Source organism: Flavobacterium sediminis, from assembly GCF_003148385.1.
GTDB lineage: Bacteria > Bacteroidota > Bacteroidia > Flavobacteriales > Flavobacteriaceae > Flavobacterium > Flavobacterium sediminis.
Map to the genome: position 1 here is coordinate 106,304 of NZ_CP029463.1, position 18,084 is coordinate 124,387.

Here is an 18,084-nt window from a genome sequence, read left to right on the forward strand (position 1 = left end):
AAACAATATGCTAAAAAAAATTCTCTCTTTAACTTTTTTAGGCTTTTGTTTGATAAGCGGAATCGCTCAAGAGCACTTTACAGGAATCTCAACTTCAAAACGTGTGGGAATCGTCAATACAGTATACAATCCGTCTGAGATTGTCAACCTTTCAACCAAGTATGAAGTAAATGTATTTAATGCGTCATTAGGACTCTCCAATAACAAATTAACTTTTAATGACCTGATCAAAGGTACTGACCTTGAAGACAAGATCTTTGAAGGAAATGAGAATGTCAACCTCCGTTTAGACGGATTGATTCTCGGACCTGCCTTTGCTTTCAAAATAAAACAATGGGGGTTCGGATTAACTTCAATGGCACACATTAAAGCTAATGTCATAAATGTAGATGCCAAATTAGGTGATGCTATTCAAAACGGACGATTTAGTGATCTTATTTCACAAACCACCTTATCTTCCAGTGACAACCAGAGGATTAATGGAGTAACTTGGGGTGAGATCGACCTGATTGTCGGACGCAATATCATTGACCTGCCTAAGCATGCTTTAAATGCAGGAGCTTCAATCCGTTTTCTCTTTCCCGGAGCTTATGGAAACTTCTCTGCGACCAACTTAAACGGAACTATTGTAAACACTTTAGGAGATGTAGAATTAGTCAATGCCTCTGCAGAAATCAATCTGGCATACGCCGGAAGTCTGGCTGGTGCCTACAATGACCAAGGTAATTACAACGATTTTTTTTCTCAGGGAATTAACGGTTTGGCTGTTGATCTTGGTTTTAATTATATTTGGAAAGATGAAACAGACAATGAAAACTACAAATTAAAGGCCGGAATCTCTGTCCGCAATTTAGGAAGCATGACCTTTAAATCAGATCAAAACTTAAGTCAGAATTACGTTTTAAATGTTGACAACCTTGAAAGTCTGAACCTAAATCAGTTTGAAAATGTTGAAAGCTTAGAAGAATTGAATCAAATTATAGCAGATCCGGCAAACGCTAATTACTTTCAGGCAACAACCTCTACAGACAATTATACTATTAAACTGCCTACAACATTAAATGCTTACGTAGATTATCAATTAGCAAAAAAATGGTATGTTACAGCCAGTATGAATCAAAAAATAAATGATGACTCTGATAATGACATTGTAACGACTCAAAATTCTTACACTCTGATTCCACGTTATTCCTATAAATGGTTTGAAGCTTATGTTCCGATCGGTTCAAATGAAATTTCCGGTTTTACAACTGGTATGGGCTTTAGACTATCTGCTTTTTTTATAGGTTCCAACAGTGTTATAACAGCTTTAACAAATAGTGGTAAACAAGCAGATCTATATTTAGGAGTTCGATTCGGATTTTAATATTTTCAAAACTATAAAATTATAAAACATGAAATGGCAAGGTAGAAGACAAAGTGGCAACGTTGAAGATCGCAGAGGAATGTCCGGCGGTGGTAAAGCAATCGTGGGTGGTGGTGTAATCGGAATAATCGTACTATTACTCCAATTGTTCGGCGGTGAAACAGGACAAGCTATAGCTCCTGTTCTGGAACAATTAAACCAAGGAGCCTCAACAGAGCAAGTTCAGAGCAAAGAACTTACTGCTGAAGAAAAAGAAATGGGCGAATTTGCAGCCACTGTTTTAGCTGATACAGAAGATATTTGGTCTCAAATCTTTGCTGAAAATAATTTAGGAGAATATGAAAAACCAAAAATGGTTCTTTTCTCCGGAAGTGTTGAAACCGCATGCGGAGGAGCCAGTTCAGCTTCCGGTCCGTTTTATTGTCCTGGCGACCATAAAGTATATATGGATCTGACTTTTTTTGAAGAACTCCGCACGCGTTTCGGCGCTAAAGGAGGAGATTTTGCTACTGCTTATGTAATTGCTCATGAGGTCGGTCACCATATACAAACCCTTTTAGGAACATCAGGCAAAGTTCGCCAGCTACAGCAAGGCAAAAGCCAGGCAGAAGCAAATAAATTAAGCGTTTGTTTAGAGCTTCAGGCCGATTTCTACGCAGGTCTTTGGGCTCACTACAATCAAAAGTACTTAGAAGAAGGTGATATTGAAGAAGCCTTAAGTGCTGCTCATGCCGTTGGTGATGATGAAATTCAAAAGAAAATGCAAGGTAGTGTTGTACCCGACTCATTCACACACGGAACCTCTGAACAACGTATGAAATGGTTCATGAAAGGATATAAAACCGGTGAAATCAGAAATGGAGATACATTTGCTGAGGAATTGTAGTTGTTATTTCCTCAGAATTTGATTCAAAAAATTTACATACCAAAAAAATAAGGGTTTTTATTTACCATATTCGTAAATCGTTTTTCTAAGCCTAATATTTTAAAGCATATTCACGTAAAAATTGAGTATGCTTTTTATTTTTGTGTAAAACAAACCAAAATGAAAGTAGGTATTGACGCTATACAGTTTGATATTCCTAAAATATTTTTACCAATTGAAATACTAGCCGAAAAGAGAAATATCGAACCGGCAAAATTAATAAAAGGTCTCGGGTTACAACAAATGAGTTTTCTGGATGTACATCAGGATACTGTAACCTTAGCTGCAAACGCTCTTTACAAACTGATCCGACAGGAAAATATTGCTCTAAGCAGTATTTCCCGAATATATGTAGGTACTGAAAGTGCTGTAGACAATTCAAAGCCCATTGGCTCTTACTTAGTTCAGCTCATTGAAAAAGAATTAGGTGAAAGAGCTTTAAAAAACTGCGATGTAGTTGATTTAACTTTTGCTTGTATAGGCGGAGTGGATGCTTTACAAAATTGTCTGGATTTTGTAAGACTGAATCCGAACAAGAAAGCAATTGTGATTACTACCGATAATGCCAAATATGATCTGGATTCTACCGGTGAATATACACAAGGTGCCGGTGCTATCGCAATGTTAATAACAGCTAATCCTAGAATTCTTTCATTTGAAAGTGCTGTGGGAGTAGCTACAGAGGGAGTCTTTGACTTCTTTAAGCCCAAAAGAACAGTTAGTAAAGCGGCTATTTTCGGAGATGATTCCAATGAAAATTGGTTCGGAGTTTCAGAAACAGAAGTAAGTATCGCGAAAGAACAACCCGTTTTTGACGGACAATATTCTAATGAATGTTACATCAACCGAGTTTCTGAGGCCTATGAAAATTTCAAATCGGAAACCGGAAAAAAAGGTAAGATTTATGAAAGCTGGGATTTGATCCTAATGCATCTTCCCTATTGTTTTCAAGGCAGGAGAACGTTCATCGATATATTTGCGGCTGAAAATCCTGAATTATTGGCAAAACAAGAAGGAGAAACCGTAAAAGAAAAAACAAAAGCGTTAACCAAATCACCTGAATATTTAGCTTTGGTAAACGAAAAATTATATCCGGCTGAAATTGCCTCCGGGAAAGTAGGAAACATTTATACAGGTTCTATTTTCTTAGGTTTACTATCAGCCTTATATTTCAGTGCTAAGGAAAACAAAGCACTTGAAGGAAAAAAAGTAGGTTTTATCGCTTATGGAAGCGGTTCTAAATCAAAAGTTATGGAAGCAGAGATCGCTCCGCAATGGCAAGCAGAAGTAGCCAAAACAAATCTGTTTGAGGTTTTGGAACAACGTATAGCCATTGATTTTGATACCTATGAAAAGTTACACAAAAAAGAATTAAAAAGTTCAGTGGTCGAAGCTTCAAATGAATTTTCGATCGATTATATAGAAAAAGAAAATCCTAATTTATTAGGAGCACGATATTACTTAAGGAAGTAATGTTCACAGTTTTATTTAGTTTTTGGTTTAGTTAAAGCTGGTTACACAACCAGCTTTTTCTTTTTTAACGTAACCAACCTTCTCTGTCCAGACTTCTGTATTGTATCGCCTCTGCAATATGATGTGATTCAATAGAATCAGACGCTTCTAAATCTGCAATAGTTCTGGAAACTTTCAAAATACGGTCATACGCTCTGGCTGATAAATTCAAACGTTCCATAGCTGTTTTAATTAATCCCAAAGAAACCTCGTCTAAAACACAATATTCCCGAATTAACTTGCTACTCATTTGTGCATTATAATGTACATTTCTCATACATTCAAAACGCTTCGACTGAATAAGTCTTGCTCTGGTTACTCTTTCCCGAATTACGGTACTGCCTTCTGCTTTTCGGGTGTCTGACAATTTTTCAAAAGGAACAGGTGTCACTTCAATATGAATGTCTATCCGATCTAATAAAGGTCCTGATATCTTATTCATATAGCGTTGCATTTCCTGTGACGAAGTATTTCCCGGTGAATCCGGATTATTAAAATATCCACCCGGGCTAGGATTCATACTGGCAACTAACATAAAACTCGATGGATAAGTAATCGTAAATTTAGCTCTCGAAATGGTAACTTCTCTATCTTCCAAAGGCTGACGCATCACTTCTAATACTTCCCGTTTAAATTCGGGTAATTCATCCAAAAACAAAACACCGTTATGAGCCAAAGAAATTTCTCCGGGCTGCGGATAACTTCCGCCACCGACTAAGGAAACCGAACTTGATGTGTGGTGTGGATTCCGGAAGGGACGCTGAGTAAGTAGTCCGGCTTCTTTGATCTTCCCGGCTACCGAATGTATCTTTGTTGTTTCTAACGCTTCCTGTACGGTCATCGGAGGTAATATACTCGGCAATCTTTTCGCTAACATTGTTTTTCCGGCTCCGGGCGGACCTATTAAAATGATATTATGCCCTCCGGCAGCGGCAATCTCCATACATCTTTTAATGGATTCTTGTCCTTTAACATCTGCAAAATCAAACTCCGGAAAATCCAAGGTTTTAGAAAATTCTTCCTGCGAATCAATCACAGTGGGTTGTAATTCCCCGTTACCTTCAAAAAAATCAATAACATCCGTTACATTTTGTATACCATAAACCTCTATCTCTTCTACAATAGCAGCTTCTTTAACATTCTGAATAGGCAACAAGACCCCTTTAAAACCTTCTTCTTTAGCTTTTATCGCAATAGACAAAGCTCCCTTTATAGGTTGCAAACTACCGTCAAGCGATAATTCGCCCATAATGATATAATTTCCTATTTCATCAGAATTAATTTGGGAAGAAGCCGCTAAAATACCCACAGCAATAGTCAAATCATAGGCAGAACCTTCTTTGCGCAGATCGGCAGGAGCCATATTGATGATGATCTTTTTTCCAGGAAAATGATAGTTGTTGTTTTTTAAAGCGGCAGCAATGCGATAACTACTTTCTTTTATAGCGGAATCCGGTAAACCTACCAAGTGGTAGCCGATTCCTTTATCAATGTTTACCTCAACGGTAATGGTTGTGGCATCAACGCCGAAAACGGCGCTTCCGAATACTTTTACTAACATGGCGAATACTTTTTTAAATGGCTTATAATGATACAAATATATATAATTATTTAAGAAAAATACTATTTTATAAAAATCTATTTTCAAACAACTATTTATATTATTGAAGTGATGTGAACTTTTAAATTAAATAAAAAAAGGTATCGATATTTGCATACAAAGTGTAAATATTTTAAAACGACCTATTATGTATACAGGAACGCAACAATGCATTGATGAGATGAATAGCTTTCGATCATTGTTAAACGGTTTAACAACGACTATAGAAAGCAGGAAGGGGTTAATTATCTGACTCTCTATGTAATTACTCTTAAAAAATTTAAAAAAACAACAACAATAAAAGATTAAATCGCTTCACTTCAATTATAAATTAATTACCTTTAAACTTATTACCTTTAAAATATTTTTAATTATGAGTTTACTTTATGCATTATTAATAGGAGCTATTGCTGGTTGGCTAGCTGGAAAACTTATGAAAGGGGCGGATTTGGAGCTCTGTTCAATATTATTCTTGGTATTATTGGAGGTTTTGTAGGAAACTGGGCCTTTGGAATCTTAGGAATTTCTTTATCCAGTGGTATCATTGGAGATGTTTTAACAGGATTTATTGGAGCTGTTATTATTTTATTGATTGCAGGCTTCTTTAAAAAATAAACATCGCTTCCCACTTACCGGCGGTTCCTTATGAACCGCTTTTTTTATTCCTAAATATCCCCACGTATAAGAACCATTTATAGGTCACTATTATTCCAACCATCAATATAGACAATAATCCCAAAAACGATTCTTTCTTTTTTATCGCTAATATTAATTTGCACACACTTACACAAATTAAAGTTGCTGAAACACCTGAAACACCTATTCTATAACAGCTACTTAATCAGCATTTAGACTCAATATTGAAAAATAAGATATTTTCACGTTTCAAAAACTAAGTTTGCTATTCTAATAAATGAAATTCAATTTAAATTTTTTACTGATTTAGTTAAGTCAAATATAATAGATAGAAAGCCGGTTTTTGAATTTACTTAATTGATTTAAGAGATAATCAAATTGAAGAAATTAAATAAGTAAAACAAAAATTACTTTATGTAAAATTTATTTGTCTATATGTAAAATAAACTTTACATTTGATATATTAATTTTAATCTTTCGCTATTATGAAAACATATTTCCTTTTTCCGAATCGGTTCAAAACCTTAGGCTGGATTTTATTTGTACCCGGTTTTATTTTTGCTATTCTAAGTTCTGTTTTTGAATGGAAAATAGATGAATACCTTAATGTCAGTGTTTTTGCTATTTACAATGATGAAATTTTTGATCAGGATTCCCATCACTTTTTCCAGATCATTAAAAACAGTATAACTGATGAAATTTTAACTTTTTGCCTGATCATCGGCGGATTACTGGTTGGCTTTTCCAAACTGAAAAATGAAGATGAATACATTGCCAAGATCAGATATGAAAGTTTAGTTTGGGCAACTTATGTTAACTACGGACTAATCCTTTTGTTTACAGCTTTCATGTATGGTATCTCCTTTCTGAATGTACTTTTTTACAACACTTTTACCTTGTTATTCTTCTTTATCATTCGCTTTCATTATATGATCTATAAACTTAATAAAACTAATCATGAGGAATAATCTAAAAGTTTTACGAGCTATAAAAAACATTTCGCAGGAAGAGTTAGCCAATCAGATCGGAGTGAGTCGCCAAACCATCAATGCTATGGAAAAAGGAAAATATGTACCTTCTACCCTACTAGCCTTAAAATTAGCCCGCTACTTTGCCAAGCCGGTAGAAGAAATTTTTGAATTGGAAGAGAACGACTAACTTAATAAAGTTAGCATTTTTAATCAAAAAACCGTTTTAATTTTAATTTTTCATTAAATATTCCTTCAAAAAAGGGGGATTTTTGATATTTTTCATATATTTTGTACATTTGCCGCTCGTAGTTTTGTTTTTGTCACAGACAAAAGTCTTTTAAGCAACATTTTTAATGGCTGCTTTCTTTCTAAATCATTCGATTTGCAGTCAACTGCGTCCGGACCTTGAGAAAATCTCAGTTCAGGTCGACAAAATTTGAAATTATATTGAAATGCACGCAATAGATTATTTAATCTTTGTTATTTACATGCTGGCTATGCTCGGCGTTGGCTTTTACTTTTACAGAAAAAATACATCCTCAGAAGACTTTTATGTAAGCGGTCGCAGTATGAGTAGCTGGCACATAGGTCTATCCGTTGTCGCTACAGACGTAGGTGGCGGTTTTTCAATAGGGTTAGGCGGATTGGGTTTCACAATGGGTCTTTCCGGATCCTGGATGCTTTTCACCGGACTTATAGGCGCTTGGCTAAGTGCCGTTTTACTCATTCCTAAAGTCAGCCGACTAGGACATTTGCATAAATTTTTTACATTCCCTCAAATCTTCAGCCATTTTTACAATGCCAGAGTAGGCTTGTTAGCCGGCATTATTTCCGCTATCGGCTATGTTGGTTTTACCAGTTCACAGGTTTTAGCCGGAGCCAAATTGGCTTCTGCTACAATTGAAGGGTTGGATCTGCAATGGGCATTGATCATTATGGGAGCTATTGCTGTTATCTATACCTCCGTTGGCGGCTTAAAAGCCGTTATTTATACCGATACCATTCAATGGATCATTTTGATCGCCGGCTTGGTTTTTATCGGAATCCCGATTGCTTATCATGCTGTAGGAGGAATGGAAGCTATAAAAACTACATTGGCACCGGAATATCTATCACTAAAAAATGTGAGTTGGCTACAGCTCTTAAATTGGTCTGTTACCATTATACCTATATGGTTCATCGGGATGACATTATACCAGAGAATTTATGCTTGTAAAAGCGAAAAAGAAGCGAAAAAAGCCTGGTTCATAGCGGGTTTATTTGAGTGGCCGATTATGGCCTTTATGGGGTTATACTGGGAATGCTAGCCAAAGTAGCTGCATCACAAGGAATGTTTGACAGCATCACAGATGTCGCTTCCATGGATAGTGAAATGGGACTGCCTGTTTTATTAAGTACTATTTTACCTGTCGGGTTAATGGGATTAATGCTTTCTTCTTATTTTTCAGCCATTCTCTCTACTGCTGATAGCTGTTTAATGGCTGCATCCGGAAATATTGTAACAGATATTATTGAAACCTTTTACAAAAAGAACATATCCGAAAAAAAACTACTTCAAATTTCCCAAATTGTAACACTTGCTGTTGGTGTTTTTGCTATTCTTCTGGCTTCACAAATGCAAAACGTATTAGAGTTAATGCTGTATTCTTATGCTTTTATGGTTTCCGGACTTTTTGTACCGGTTTTAGGAGCACTCTTCTGGAAAAAGAGCAATGCAAAGGCAGCCTTCTGGAGTATGCTCTTAGGCGGAGCTACAACAATCAGTCTCATATTGTCCGGTAACAAACTTGCTTTCGGATATTCACTGCCAAAAGATCTGGATGCCAACATTTTCGGGATCAGTATCTCCCTACTTACTTTTATTGTATTATCAAACTATCACTATAAAAAGAATAAAAATGGAATTTAATATTATTAATTCTAAAACAGGTGAAAATCCTGTTTTTACATCAGAAATTATTGCCGATTTTTTATTTACCCATCTGGAGCAATACGGCGATGCAAAAGAAGATATTTTAAAATGTATCGATTACGTTATGACTCCTGAAAAAGGAGGTACTATCATTGTCGGAACCGACGAAAACAAAATCGTAGGCATCGTTATTTTGAACAACACAGGAATGAAAGATTATATTCCTGAAAACATTTTGGTATATATAGCAGTTGACAACAGTCAGCGCGGCAAAGGCTATGGCAAAAAACTGATGCAGAAAGCTATTGCAAGTGTTGAAGGAAGCATTGCACTTCATGTGGAACCTGACAATCCGGCAAAGAAGTTATATGAAAAACTAGGTTTTACCAATAAGTATCTGGAAATGCGTCTAACACAATAAGTATTGAGTCATGGCATTTTTAAAACTAAACAGGCAAAAGCTAAAAGAAAATTACACATTCTTAGATCAATTATTTAAAGAGCGTAACATTACTTGGGGAGTTGTTTCCAAATTACTATGTGGTAATACGATTTATTTAAAAGAGGTCTTAGATCTGGGAGTTGAAGAAATTCACGATTCCAGAATTGGCAATTTAAAAAAGATCAAAAAACTAAATCCTGACGTTCAAACCGTTTACATAAAACCTCCTTCTAAACTAAATATTCCTAAGATTATAGAATTTGCTGACGTTAGTTTCAATACCGAAATTTACACTATTAAAATGCTTTCAGAAGAAGCCAAACGTCAAAATAAAATTCATAAGATCGTTATTATGATCGAAATGGGTGATCTGCGAGAAGGTGTTCTGGGCGAAGATCTATTACAATTTTATCAGGAAGTTTTTAGTTTACCTAATATCAAGATCAGTGGTATAGGGACCAATCTGAATTGTCTTAGTGGTGTTATGCCAACGCAAGATAAACTGATCCAGTTGAGTTTATACAAACAACTCATTGAAGCAAAATTCAATATTGAAATTCCTTGGGTTTCCGGTGGTACTTCTGTAGCAATACCACTTATGCTGAAAAATGCAAGACCAATGGCTGTGAATCACTTTAGAGTCGGAGAAGCTCTTTTCTTCGGTAAAGATCTATTCACAAGCGAAACCATTGAAGGTATGCATAACGATGTGTTTACCCTTTATTCAGAAATCATTGAAATTACAGAAAAACCAAACAACCCCATAGGAGAATTGGGTGAAAATGTAGCCGGAAATACTTATGAGATCAATGAGGATACCGATTTAAGTGAAACTTCACTACGAGCTATCTTAGATGTTGGTCTTTTAGATATGCAGCCACAATACTTAATTCCCGTTAATCCGGATATTACAATTGTAGATGCCAGTTCAGATATGATGGTCATTGACATTTCCGATTCTAAAAAAGAGTACAAAGTAGGCGATATTGTTACGTTTAAACTCCAATATATGGGCGCTTTATACCTGCTCAATTCCGATTATATTGAAAAGATCGTAGAATAAAAAACGAAGCCAAAAGGCTTCGTTTTTCTTTTAGGCAGCATTATATTTATTTCTCTTTAAATGTTTTAATTCCTCCTTCTAACCAAGTCTTATATTCATCAGCATCAGGAGTATAACCTACAGGAGTATTAATATCTTTTCCTTCAGCATCTAAGATAACATAAAAAGGCTGAGCATTATTTTGATAACGTGTAATTTGGAAATCGCTCCATTTGTTACCAATAGTTTTTATTTCTTTTCCGGTTTCCGGCGAAGTATATTTATCTTTTTCTTCCAATTCACGCTTATCATCAACATAAAGTGAAATCAATACTACATCATTTTTCAACAATGGTAAAATTTCAGATTTAGACCAAACGTGTTCTTCCATTTTTCTACAATTTACACAAGCATGACCGGTAAAATCTAATAAAATTGGTTTTCCGGCTTGTTTAGCATAAGCTACTCCTTTATCATAATCGTGAAAAGCTATAATTTTATGTGGTCCATAGTGAGCATGTTCCGGTAAAACTTCAGTAGTAGTAGTTGTTTCTCCTCCATTGGTATACCCTACTCCATAAGGACTTTCACTATATGTCATCGGCGGTGGAAATCCAGAAATCACTTTTAGCGGTGCTCCCCATAATCCCGGAATTAAGTAGATTGTAAAAATGGATATTATCAACGCCATAAACAAGCGCCCGACAGAAATATGAGAAAGCGGACTATCGTGCGGTAATGTGATTTTCCCGAATAAATAAAATGCCCAAGTTGCAAAAATAGCAATCCAAATAGCTATAAATATTTCTCTCTCTAACCAATGTAATTGTAATACTAAATCAGCATTTGATAAAAATTTGAACGCCATTGCTAATTCTAAGAATCCTAATGATGCTTTTACAGTATTCATCCACCCTCCTGATTTAGGCAAAGAATTTAACCATCCCGGAAATAATGCAAATAACATAAATGGCAAGGCAATAGCACTGGAAAAACCTAACATCCCTACAATGGGAGCAATTCCACCTTTTGAAGAAGCCTCTACTAATAATGTCCCTACAATAGGACCTGTACAAGAGAAAGATACAATAGCTAAAGCTAATGCCATAAAGAAAATAGCTAAAATACCAGATTTTCCGGCTTGCATATCTACTTTATTTGCCCAAGATTGAGGTAATACAATTTCAAAAGCGCCAAGGAATGAAGCCGCAAAAAATACCAAAATAATAAAGAATATGATATTAAAAATAACACTCGTTGACAAAGCATTTAAAGAATCAGCACCGAAAATGCCGACAATCAACGAACCTAATGCTACATAAATAACAATAATAGATAAACCATAAAAAACGGCATTCATAATTCCTTTTTCACGAGAACCACTTTGTTTAGTAAAGAAACTTACTGTTAGTGGAATCATTGGAAAAACACAAGGCGTCAATAATGCTGCAAAACCACCTAAAAAAGCAAAAATGAAAATCGTCCAAAGGCTTCTCTTTTCTTCACGTTTTTCTGCTTTTACTAAATCTTTATGCTCTTCTGTTGCAACAGCAGTTTTTGCTTCTTCTTTTCCTACAGGCTCTTCTATAACAGCTACTTCTGTAGTATCGATCTCTAGCTCTAAAGGTTTTGCTTCCGTTTCTGGAGCTATAGTTTTAACCTCTTCAACTACTGCCGGTTTTTCCTCCTTGATCTCGGGTAATTTGAATGTAAATGTTTTGTCTTGTTGAATACATTGTTCTTTACAAACCTGGTATTCCACATAAACCTTTATTTCTTTTAACTGAGTATTAGTTACCTTAATTTTTTGCTTAAACTGAGCCGTATTACTAAAGAAATATTCATCTACTTCAAAAATATCATTGTACTCTTTAATGTATTTACTTTCTGAAGTTTTTCCAACAACGGTATAATTTCCTTTGGCTTCTTTATATTCAAAAACAGTTGGCAAAGCACCTCCGTCTGGGGTATATTGTGAATACATGTGCCATTCCGGCTCAATAGTCGCATTCATGACCAACTCAAACTCATTATTGGAAATTTTTGTCAGGCTGGTTTTCCATTTTACCGGATCTAAAAGCTGAGCTTGGCTGATCCAGGAAATAAGTAGTAAAATAAAAAATAAGTTCTTTTTCATTGGTTTTATTTGGTTCTTTAATACTATTTCTTAAACAATTTAATCTTCTAATGCTATTTTTAAAATTCTTGTTGTATCGGAATGAGCCATAAATCGTTCGTCTGCTCTTTTTCCGATCACCCAAATAATTTCATTTTTTGCAGAAACTAATAACCACTGGTTTTCTTTATCAAAAAGTGAGTATTTTTCATCTTTAAAATATTTACTCAGCTTTTTCTTTCCTTTCATTCCACTAGGAAAAAACACATCGGCTTCTTCTCTTTTTCGGACAATCAATGGAAAATGTAGTTTTTCTGCATCTACAAAGATAGTATTGTTATTAAAATAGTCGATAACCTCAACCTGCTCAACTGTAAGTTTTAAGGGAACTTTAAGAGTATTTTGTTTTTCAGAAATAGAATAAACACCTTCTTCCGCTTCTTTTAGCTTAGAAAGTATCAGTCGTTCTCTGTTTTTAAGTAGAATATGTGTTGGCGAAAGCACTTTTTTCCCGGTTTGAGCATCTAATAGATTATAAATATCCTGCCAGGCCGTGAAGCCGAAATCGTTCAGCCATTGGTACAGATAGAATTGGTAGTTCGGTAATCTTCTCAGGTACTCCACAGGAATCGAAACACCTCCATTCTCTTCAACAGAAAGCAATTCTGAAATGGTACTTGCAGTAGTTTCATGAATTACATCCTGAGTTTGTTTTAAATACTCTTGTGTTTTAATGAAATTATCGAGAAAAGTAGGATGTAATTCTTTTAATAACGGAACGATATGGTGTCTGATCTTGTTTCGTAAATATTTATCAGAAGCATTGCTACTATCTTCCCGCCACAAGATATTGTTCTCTTTAGCATACTCTAAAATATCCTGACGTGAAAAAGGCAGCATCGGTCTCAGGATACTTTTGTTTGCTTCCGGAATAGCCACTAATCCGTCTAAGCCACAACCCCGACTCAGGTTAATAATAAACGTTTCCAAATCGTCGTCGGCATGATGAGCTGTAAGCAAATATGAAATATTTTGCGCCTGCATTTCCTCTTCAAACCAGCGGTAACGCAATTCGCGAGCGGCAATCTGAATGGTTTGCTTGTGCTTTGTAGCATATTCTTCCGTTGCAAAATGTTTTACTTTAACGGGAATATGATTGGTTTGAAAATATTGGATCACAAATTGTTCGTCCCCATCACTTTCTTCGCCCTCAACTGAAAATTACAATGCAAAACAGAAAACGAATACCCCAATTGTTGAAACAAATGAGCCAAAACCATACTGTCAATTCCTCCGCTTACAGCAATGTAGAATGGGCTTTCTTTTAAAAAAGGAAATTTATTTTCTATATGGTTTTGAAATCGAGTTAACATCTTTCAAAAATAAGCATTATTTATTTCCCAAAACCTCAAACATGGCTTTAGCTTTTAACAAACATTCCTCATACTCTTGCTCAGGAACAGATTGCGATGTTATAGCACTTCCTACGGAAAAAGAGAGGTATTGCTTTTCGGAATTATACAATATAGAGCGAATTACTACATTAAAATCAAAATCACCTTCAGGTGTAAAATAACCCATAGCGCCACTGTACAAACTGCGCTTGGTTTCTTCTAAGTCTTCAATAATTTTCATTGCCGAGATCTTAGGCGCCCCAGTCATACTTCCCATAGGAAAGGTAGATCGTATAATTTCAACCGGACTAGTCGTTGATTCTACTTGAGAAACAACCGTAGAGATCATCTGGTGTACTTGCTTAAAAGTATAGATACCGCACAATTCTTCTACTTCAACACTTCCTTTTGTTGCAGTATGAGACAGATCGTTTCGCACCAGATCAACAATCATAATATTCTCAGAACGCTCTTTTTCACTAGATCGTAGTGCTGCTATGCTCTCTTTATCTTCTGCTTCAGTTTGTCCTCTTCTGGCTGTTCCTTTTATCGGTTGCGAAATGACTTTGTTTCCTTCTTTGCGAATATAGCGTTCAGGCGATGCCGAGAGTACATAATATTTATTATTCTTTAAATAAGTAGCAAAAGGAGGTCTGGAAATAAGATTCAATTTTTCATAAATAACTAAAGGATCGATCGAGGCTTTCGCTGTATAAAATTCCATGCAAAAATTAGCCTCATAAATATCACCTCTGTGGATATGATCCAACATTTTATCTATTTTCGAAAGATATTTTTGTCTGGAAATCCGTTGGTTGATCTGTATTGCTAAACTTGTATCTTTTACATCCGATTTTGTCTGAACTGATATGATAGCTTCAAGATCAAATTCAATTTCATCATCAATATAGTTCAGGTATTGAATTTCAAGTTCATTTCCTTTCAAAAGGAATATTTTTTTAGGTTGAAAAAAGAACACATCCGGGAACTCCAAGCCGTCTGAATTATTAGATTCCAGCTTTTCTGTATCATTTTTCAGGTCATACGATAAATAACCAAATAGCCAATCTTTAGTTTGTGATTGGTATTGATGCAAATCATCAAAAGCATTATAAAAATCAGTTTGAACAGAAGTAAAAGCTTCAACTGCCAAAATACAATCGTAATGGGAATATTTTTGCTGATAATCATTCGAATCTAAAAAAACTATTTCTCTGAATTGGTTCGCCCAATACAGTAATTTTCTCTTAAATTCTTCGGGATCAGAAATATGTTGAATTACTTTAGTTCTCAATTCGGAAATTTAAACCCCAAAAGTACTGAAAATATAAAAAACAAATATGTTACCGTGTATTTTCTATCAGGTAAGGTCTTTATTTTTATTTCATCAATTCCAGATTTAAAATTGTGGCATTGGCTAAAACCTGTACAGTTGCATCACTTATACCTGAATCTATTCTGATATCGTCATAACTATTCAGATTTACAAATTTTGTAAGTGTTACGACTCTTGTTTCATCTTTTGCTATCGTACAATACGTTCTGGTATTAGGAACTTCGGTTCCCCAAATTGACAGATAAAAATAAGGTGTAGTTACAATAGTACCTGTTTTTGTTATGGTAACGGAATACGTAATTCTATAAGTCCCTGTTTTTAATACCTGAATAGAATTAGCATTTACGATTACATTAGTATTGATAGAAGCTCCGCTAAAGTCTATTGTTCCGGCTATTAAAGTACTATTGATTGCTTTTGTTATTTCTCCGAATGCTTTATTCAGGTCAGGGTCGGCCCAGGAAGCAACACCATTTGCATCAGAGATCAGTACGTTTCCGGCAGATTGAGTTCCGTCTACTAACTTTAATTTCCCTACAACATGTAAGCGCTCGTCCGGTGTATTTGTCCCGATACCTATTTTATTAGCATAATTAGTTGATGAACCTAAAATTATAGAATTGTCCTGAGGTGCTGTTGCTCCATATCCTATTGCTGTAGATTGGTAACCGGAAGCATTTGCACCGTAACCCAATGCTATTGCATCATTTTGCTGTGTTTGGGAATTGTATCCTATAGCTACTGAATTTTGAAGGTTAGCCAAAGCATTATATCCTAAAGCTATTGAATTATTTCCGTTCGCATTAGCTCCCAACCCAAAATAAATACTTCCGTTAGGATGTAACCGACCTATACTCGTGTTATTTACTTTTATAGTTAAAGGGTGATATGTTGTTGTCCCTAAAAATTCTGAACCTGTTCCGGCATTAAAATTATTTCCATGTATATCCCATTTTTCAGAACTATCTCCACCGCTAAGCCCTACCCATTTTGCTCCGTCCCAGTAATAATATCCCGGAACCATATCATTCACAGTTGATGTATTGTAGATGAGTAAACTTGTAGCCGGATTAAAAATTGAGGATATATCAAGTGTTGAGGTTAAAGCTATACGTGGTAACAATACACCTTTGTCTGTACTAACCACATCTAAAATTGAGGAATGATCCGGAGTAACTGTGTTAATCCCAACCTGGGCATTTATTCTTATCAAGGAAAAGAAAACCAAACCAATTAAAAATGTTTTTCTCATTTTATTTAGATTTCAAAATTTTCGCAAAGGTTTACTTTTTACATATTATCCTCAAATACTATTTTATCATTTTCTTCTCAAAATCACAAATAAAAAAACCCTTATTAAGTTCTTTAATAAGGGTTTATATATAGTTATTGTACTAAATTATACGTGCAATGCTCTGTTATCAGTAGCTGCTAAAGCCGCTTCTTTCACAGCCTCCGCAAATGTAGGGTGTGCATGTGACATTCTTGAAATATCTTCTGCACTTGCTCTGAATTCCATCGCTGTAACTGCTTCTGCAATCAGATCTGCACAACGAGCACCGATCATGTGAACACCTAACACCTCATCTGTTTTAGCATCAGCTAAAATTTTAACGAAACCATCTGTGTCTCCACCTGCTCTGGCTCTACCTAATGCTTTAAACGGGAAGCTTCCGGATTTATACGCTACACCTTCTGCTTTTAATTGTTCTTCTGTTTTACCGACTGCCGCAACTTCAGGCCAAGTGTAAACTACTCCCGGAATCAAGTTATAATCGATATGTGGTTTTTGACCTGCTAAATATTCAGCAACCAACACTCCTTCTTCCTCTGCTTTGTGCGCCAGCATAGCTCCGCGGATCACATCACCGATAGCATAAATATTAGGCACTGAAGTTTGTAAATGGTCGTTCACTTCAACCTGACCTCTTTCTGTCATTTTTACTCCGGCTTTGTCAGCATTCAATCCGTCAGTATACGGACGACGACCAACAGCTACCAAACAATAATCTCCTTCTAATACTACTTCATTTCCTTTAGTATCATCAGCTTTAACGGTAACCGTTTCTCCGTTACGGGTTACTTCTTTTACTTTATGCGAAGTATAGAATTTCATTCCTTTCTTTTTCAACACTTTAGTCAATTCTTTTGACAAAGCACCGTCCATTCCCGGAATAATTCTGTCCATATATTCTACTACCGAAACCTGAGCTCCTAAACGCATATATACTTGTCCTAACTCAATTCCGATAACTCCCCTCCGATGATTACTAAATGTTTAGGCACTTCCGGTAATTTCAAAGCTTCAGTAGAAGTAATTACTCTTTCTTTATCAATTGAAATAAACGGTAAAGTCGATGGTTTAGAACCGGTAGCAATGATAACATATTTTGATTCAATTACCTCAGAACTACCGTCGTTTTTAGTGATTTTAACTGAAGTAGCACTTTCAAATGAACCCACACCTTCAAAAACAGTAACCTTATTTTTATCCATCAGGTATTTAACACCGCCTGAAGTCTGATCTACAACCGCTTGTTTACGTTCGATCATTTTAGTTAGATTCACTTTTACATCTCCGGAAACGTCAATACCGTGATCTGCAAAATGCTGTAATTCTTCGTAATGGTGAGATGATGCTAATAAAGCTTTAGACGGGATACAGCCTACATTTAAACATGTACCTCCTAAACTTGAATATTTTTCAATGATTGCAGTTTTAAAACCTAATTGAGCGCAACGTATTGCCGATACGTATCCGCCGGGACCAGAACCAATAATGGTTACATCAAATTGACTCATTTTTTTGGAAATATTTTATTAATATTAGTA

Annotated in this window: 15 protein-coding genes and 2 pseudogenes; 10 read left to right on the forward strand and 7 right to left on the reverse strand. The window is 35.5% G+C overall.

Going from position 1 to position 18,084, the window contains the following annotated elements; all coding sequences use genetic code 11:
• Positions 1-7 precede the first annotated feature (7 nt).
• The 3 genes from DI487_RS00515 to DI487_RS00525 all read left to right on the forward strand — a co-directional run bounded on the left by DI487_RS00515 (position 8) and on the right by DI487_RS00525 (position 3,764).
• Positions 8-1,366 carry a hypothetical protein gene (locus DI487_RS00515; protein ID WP_146193343.1) on the forward strand — a complete coding sequence of 453 codons (1,359 nt, stop codon included), beginning with the start codon at positions 8-10 and terminating at the stop codon, positions 1,364-1,366.
• Positions 1,367-1,394: 28 nt separating this feature from the next.
• Positions 1,395-2,252, forward strand: a complete 858-nt coding sequence (gene ypfJ / locus DI487_RS00520) for a KPN_02809 family neutral zinc metallopeptidase (protein WP_109567914.1) — start codon at positions 1,395-1,397, stop codon at positions 2,250-2,252.
• 159 nt (positions 2,253-2,411) lie between these two features.
• Positions 2,412-3,764: a hydroxymethylglutaryl-CoA synthase family protein gene (locus tag DI487_RS00525; RefSeq protein WP_109567915.1), complete on the forward strand. Its 1,353-nt coding sequence runs from the start codon at positions 2,412-2,414 to the stop codon at positions 3,762-3,764.
• A 64-nt stretch (positions 3,765-3,828) separates the two neighbouring features.
• On the opposite strand, the gene DI487_RS00530 is transcribed toward DI487_RS00525, so the two are convergent.
• Entirely contained in the window at positions 3,829-5,364 is a 1,536-nt protein-coding gene (locus tag DI487_RS00530; RefSeq protein WP_109567916.1) for a YifB family Mg chelatase-like AAA ATPase, read from the reverse strand.
• A 412-nt stretch (positions 5,365-5,776) separates the two neighbouring features.
• Between DI487_RS00530 and DI487_RS00535 the strand changes: the two are divergent.
• The 7 genes and pseudogenes from DI487_RS00535 to DI487_RS00560 all read left to right on the forward strand — a co-directional run bounded on the left by DI487_RS00535 (position 5,777) and on the right by DI487_RS00560 (position 10,427).
• Positions 5,777-6,018 (forward strand): annotated as a pseudogene (locus tag DI487_RS00535) (GlsB/YeaQ/YmgE family stress response membrane protein).
• 506 nt (positions 6,019-6,524) lie between these two features.
• Positions 6,525-7,007, forward strand: a complete 483-nt coding sequence (locus DI487_RS00540; RefSeq protein ID WP_218925777.1) for a hypothetical protein — start codon at positions 6,525-6,527, stop codon at positions 7,005-7,007.
• Complete coding sequence (locus DI487_RS00545) at positions 6,997-7,197, forward strand: helix-turn-helix transcriptional regulator (protein ID WP_109567917.1); 201 nt, start codon at positions 6,997-6,999, stop codon at positions 7,195-7,197. The genes DI487_RS00540 and DI487_RS00545 overlap by 11 nt, the downstream gene beginning before the upstream one ends.
• A 265-nt stretch (positions 7,198-7,462) precedes the next feature.
• The gene (locus DI487_RS16425) at positions 7,463-8,317 is read left to right on the forward strand and encodes a sodium:solute symporter family protein (protein ID WP_262498001.1); all 855 of its coding nucleotides are present in this window, start codon (positions 7,463-7,465) and stop codon (positions 8,315-8,317) included.
• On the forward strand, positions 8,311-8,919 hold the full coding sequence (locus DI487_RS16430) for a sodium:solute symporter family transporter (protein ID WP_262498002.1): 609 nt from the start codon (positions 8,311-8,313) through the stop codon (positions 8,917-8,919). Before DI487_RS16425 ends, DI487_RS16430 begins: the two co-directional genes overlap by 7 nt.
• Positions 8,909-9,343: a GNAT family N-acetyltransferase gene (locus DI487_RS00555; protein WP_109570556.1), complete on the forward strand. Its 435-nt coding sequence runs from the start codon at positions 8,909-8,911 to the stop codon at positions 9,341-9,343. The genes DI487_RS16430 and DI487_RS00555 overlap by 11 nt, the downstream gene beginning before the upstream one ends.
• 10 nt (positions 9,344-9,353) lie before the next feature.
• Positions 9,354-10,427, forward strand: coding sequence for an alanine/ornithine racemase family PLP-dependent enzyme (locus DI487_RS00560; RefSeq protein WP_109567918.1), 1,074 nt, complete (start codon positions 9,354-9,356; stop codon positions 10,425-10,427).
• Positions 10,428-10,473: 46 nt separating this feature from the next.
• Here DI487_RS00560 and DI487_RS00565 read toward each other — a convergent pair whose 3' ends face one another.
• The 6 genes and pseudogenes from DI487_RS00565 to lpdA form a co-directional block, all read right to left on the reverse strand.
• On the reverse strand, positions 10,474-12,543 hold the full coding sequence (locus DI487_RS00565) for a protein-disulfide reductase DsbD family protein (protein ID WP_109567919.1): 2,070 nt from the start codon (positions 12,541-12,543) through the stop codon (positions 10,474-10,476).
• Between the two features lie 39 nt (positions 12,544-12,582).
• Positions 12,583-13,701, reverse strand: a complete 1,119-nt coding sequence (gene tilS / locus DI487_RS00570) for a tRNA lysidine(34) synthetase TilS (protein WP_317046244.1) — start codon at positions 13,699-13,701, stop codon at positions 12,583-12,585.
• Positions 13,698-13,895 carry an ATP-binding protein gene (locus DI487_RS16495; protein WP_317046245.1) on the reverse strand — a complete coding sequence of 66 codons (198 nt, stop codon included), beginning with the start codon at positions 13,893-13,895 and terminating at the stop codon, positions 13,698-13,700. Before DI487_RS16495 ends, tilS begins: the two co-directional genes overlap by 4 nt.
• A gap of 16 nt (positions 13,896-13,911) precedes the next feature.
• Positions 13,912-15,210, reverse strand: a complete 1,299-nt coding sequence (gene pabB / locus DI487_RS00575; RefSeq protein WP_109567920.1) for an aminodeoxychorismate synthase component I — start codon at positions 15,208-15,210, stop codon at positions 13,912-13,914.
• An 85-nt stretch (positions 15,211-15,295) separates the two neighbouring features.
• Positions 15,296-16,504, reverse strand: coding sequence for a hypothetical protein (locus DI487_RS00580; protein WP_109567921.1), 1,209 nt, complete (start codon positions 16,502-16,504; stop codon positions 15,296-15,298).
• A 147-nt stretch (positions 16,505-16,651) separates the two neighbouring features.
• A pseudogene (gene lpdA / locus DI487_RS00585) lies at positions 16,652-18,054 on the reverse strand (dihydrolipoyl dehydrogenase).
• Positions 18,055-18,084: the final 30 nt, after the last annotated feature.

Coding starts and splice junctions, on each gene's coding strand:
- DI487_RS00515 (WP_146193343.1), top strand. CDS start 8: ATGCTAAAAAAAATTCTCTCTTTAACTTTTTTAGGCTTTTGTTTGATA.
- ypfJ (WP_109567914.1), top strand. CDS start 1,395: ATGAAATGGCAAGGTAGAAGACAAAGTGGCAACGTTGAAGATCGCAGA.
- DI487_RS00525 (WP_109567915.1), top strand. CDS start 2,412: ATGAAAGTAGGTATTGACGCTATACAGTTTGATATTCCTAAAATATTT.
- DI487_RS00530 (WP_109567916.1), bottom strand. CDS start 5,364: ATGTTAGTAAAAGTATTCGGAAGCGCCGTTTTCGGCGTTGATGCCACA.
- DI487_RS00540 (WP_218925777.1), top strand. CDS start 6,525: ATGAAAACATATTTCCTTTTTCCGAATCGGTTCAAAACCTTAGGCTGG.
- DI487_RS00545 (WP_109567917.1), top strand. CDS start 6,997: ATGAGGAATAATCTAAAAGTTTTACGAGCTATAAAAAACATTTCGCAG.
- DI487_RS16425 (WP_262498001.1), top strand. CDS start 7,463: ATGCACGCAATAGATTATTTAATCTTTGTTATTTACATGCTGGCTATG.
- DI487_RS16430 (WP_262498002.1), top strand. CDS start 8,311: ATGCTAGCCAAAGTAGCTGCATCACAAGGAATGTTTGACAGCATCACA.
- DI487_RS00555 (WP_109570556.1), top strand. CDS start 8,909: ATGGAATTTAATATTATTAATTCTAAAACAGGTGAAAATCCTGTTTTT.
- DI487_RS00560 (WP_109567918.1), top strand. CDS start 9,354: ATGGCATTTTTAAAACTAAACAGGCAAAAGCTAAAAGAAAATTACACA.
- DI487_RS00565 (WP_109567919.1), bottom strand. CDS start 12,543: ATGAAAAAGAACTTATTTTTTATTTTACTACTTATTTCCTGGATCAGC.
- DI487_RS16495 (WP_317046245.1), bottom strand. CDS start 13,895: ATGTTAACTCGATTTCAAAACCATATAGAAAATAAATTTCCTTTTTTA.
- DI487_RS00580 (WP_109567921.1), bottom strand. CDS start 16,504: ATGAGAAAAACATTTTTAATTGGTTTGGTTTTCTTTTCCTTGATAAGA.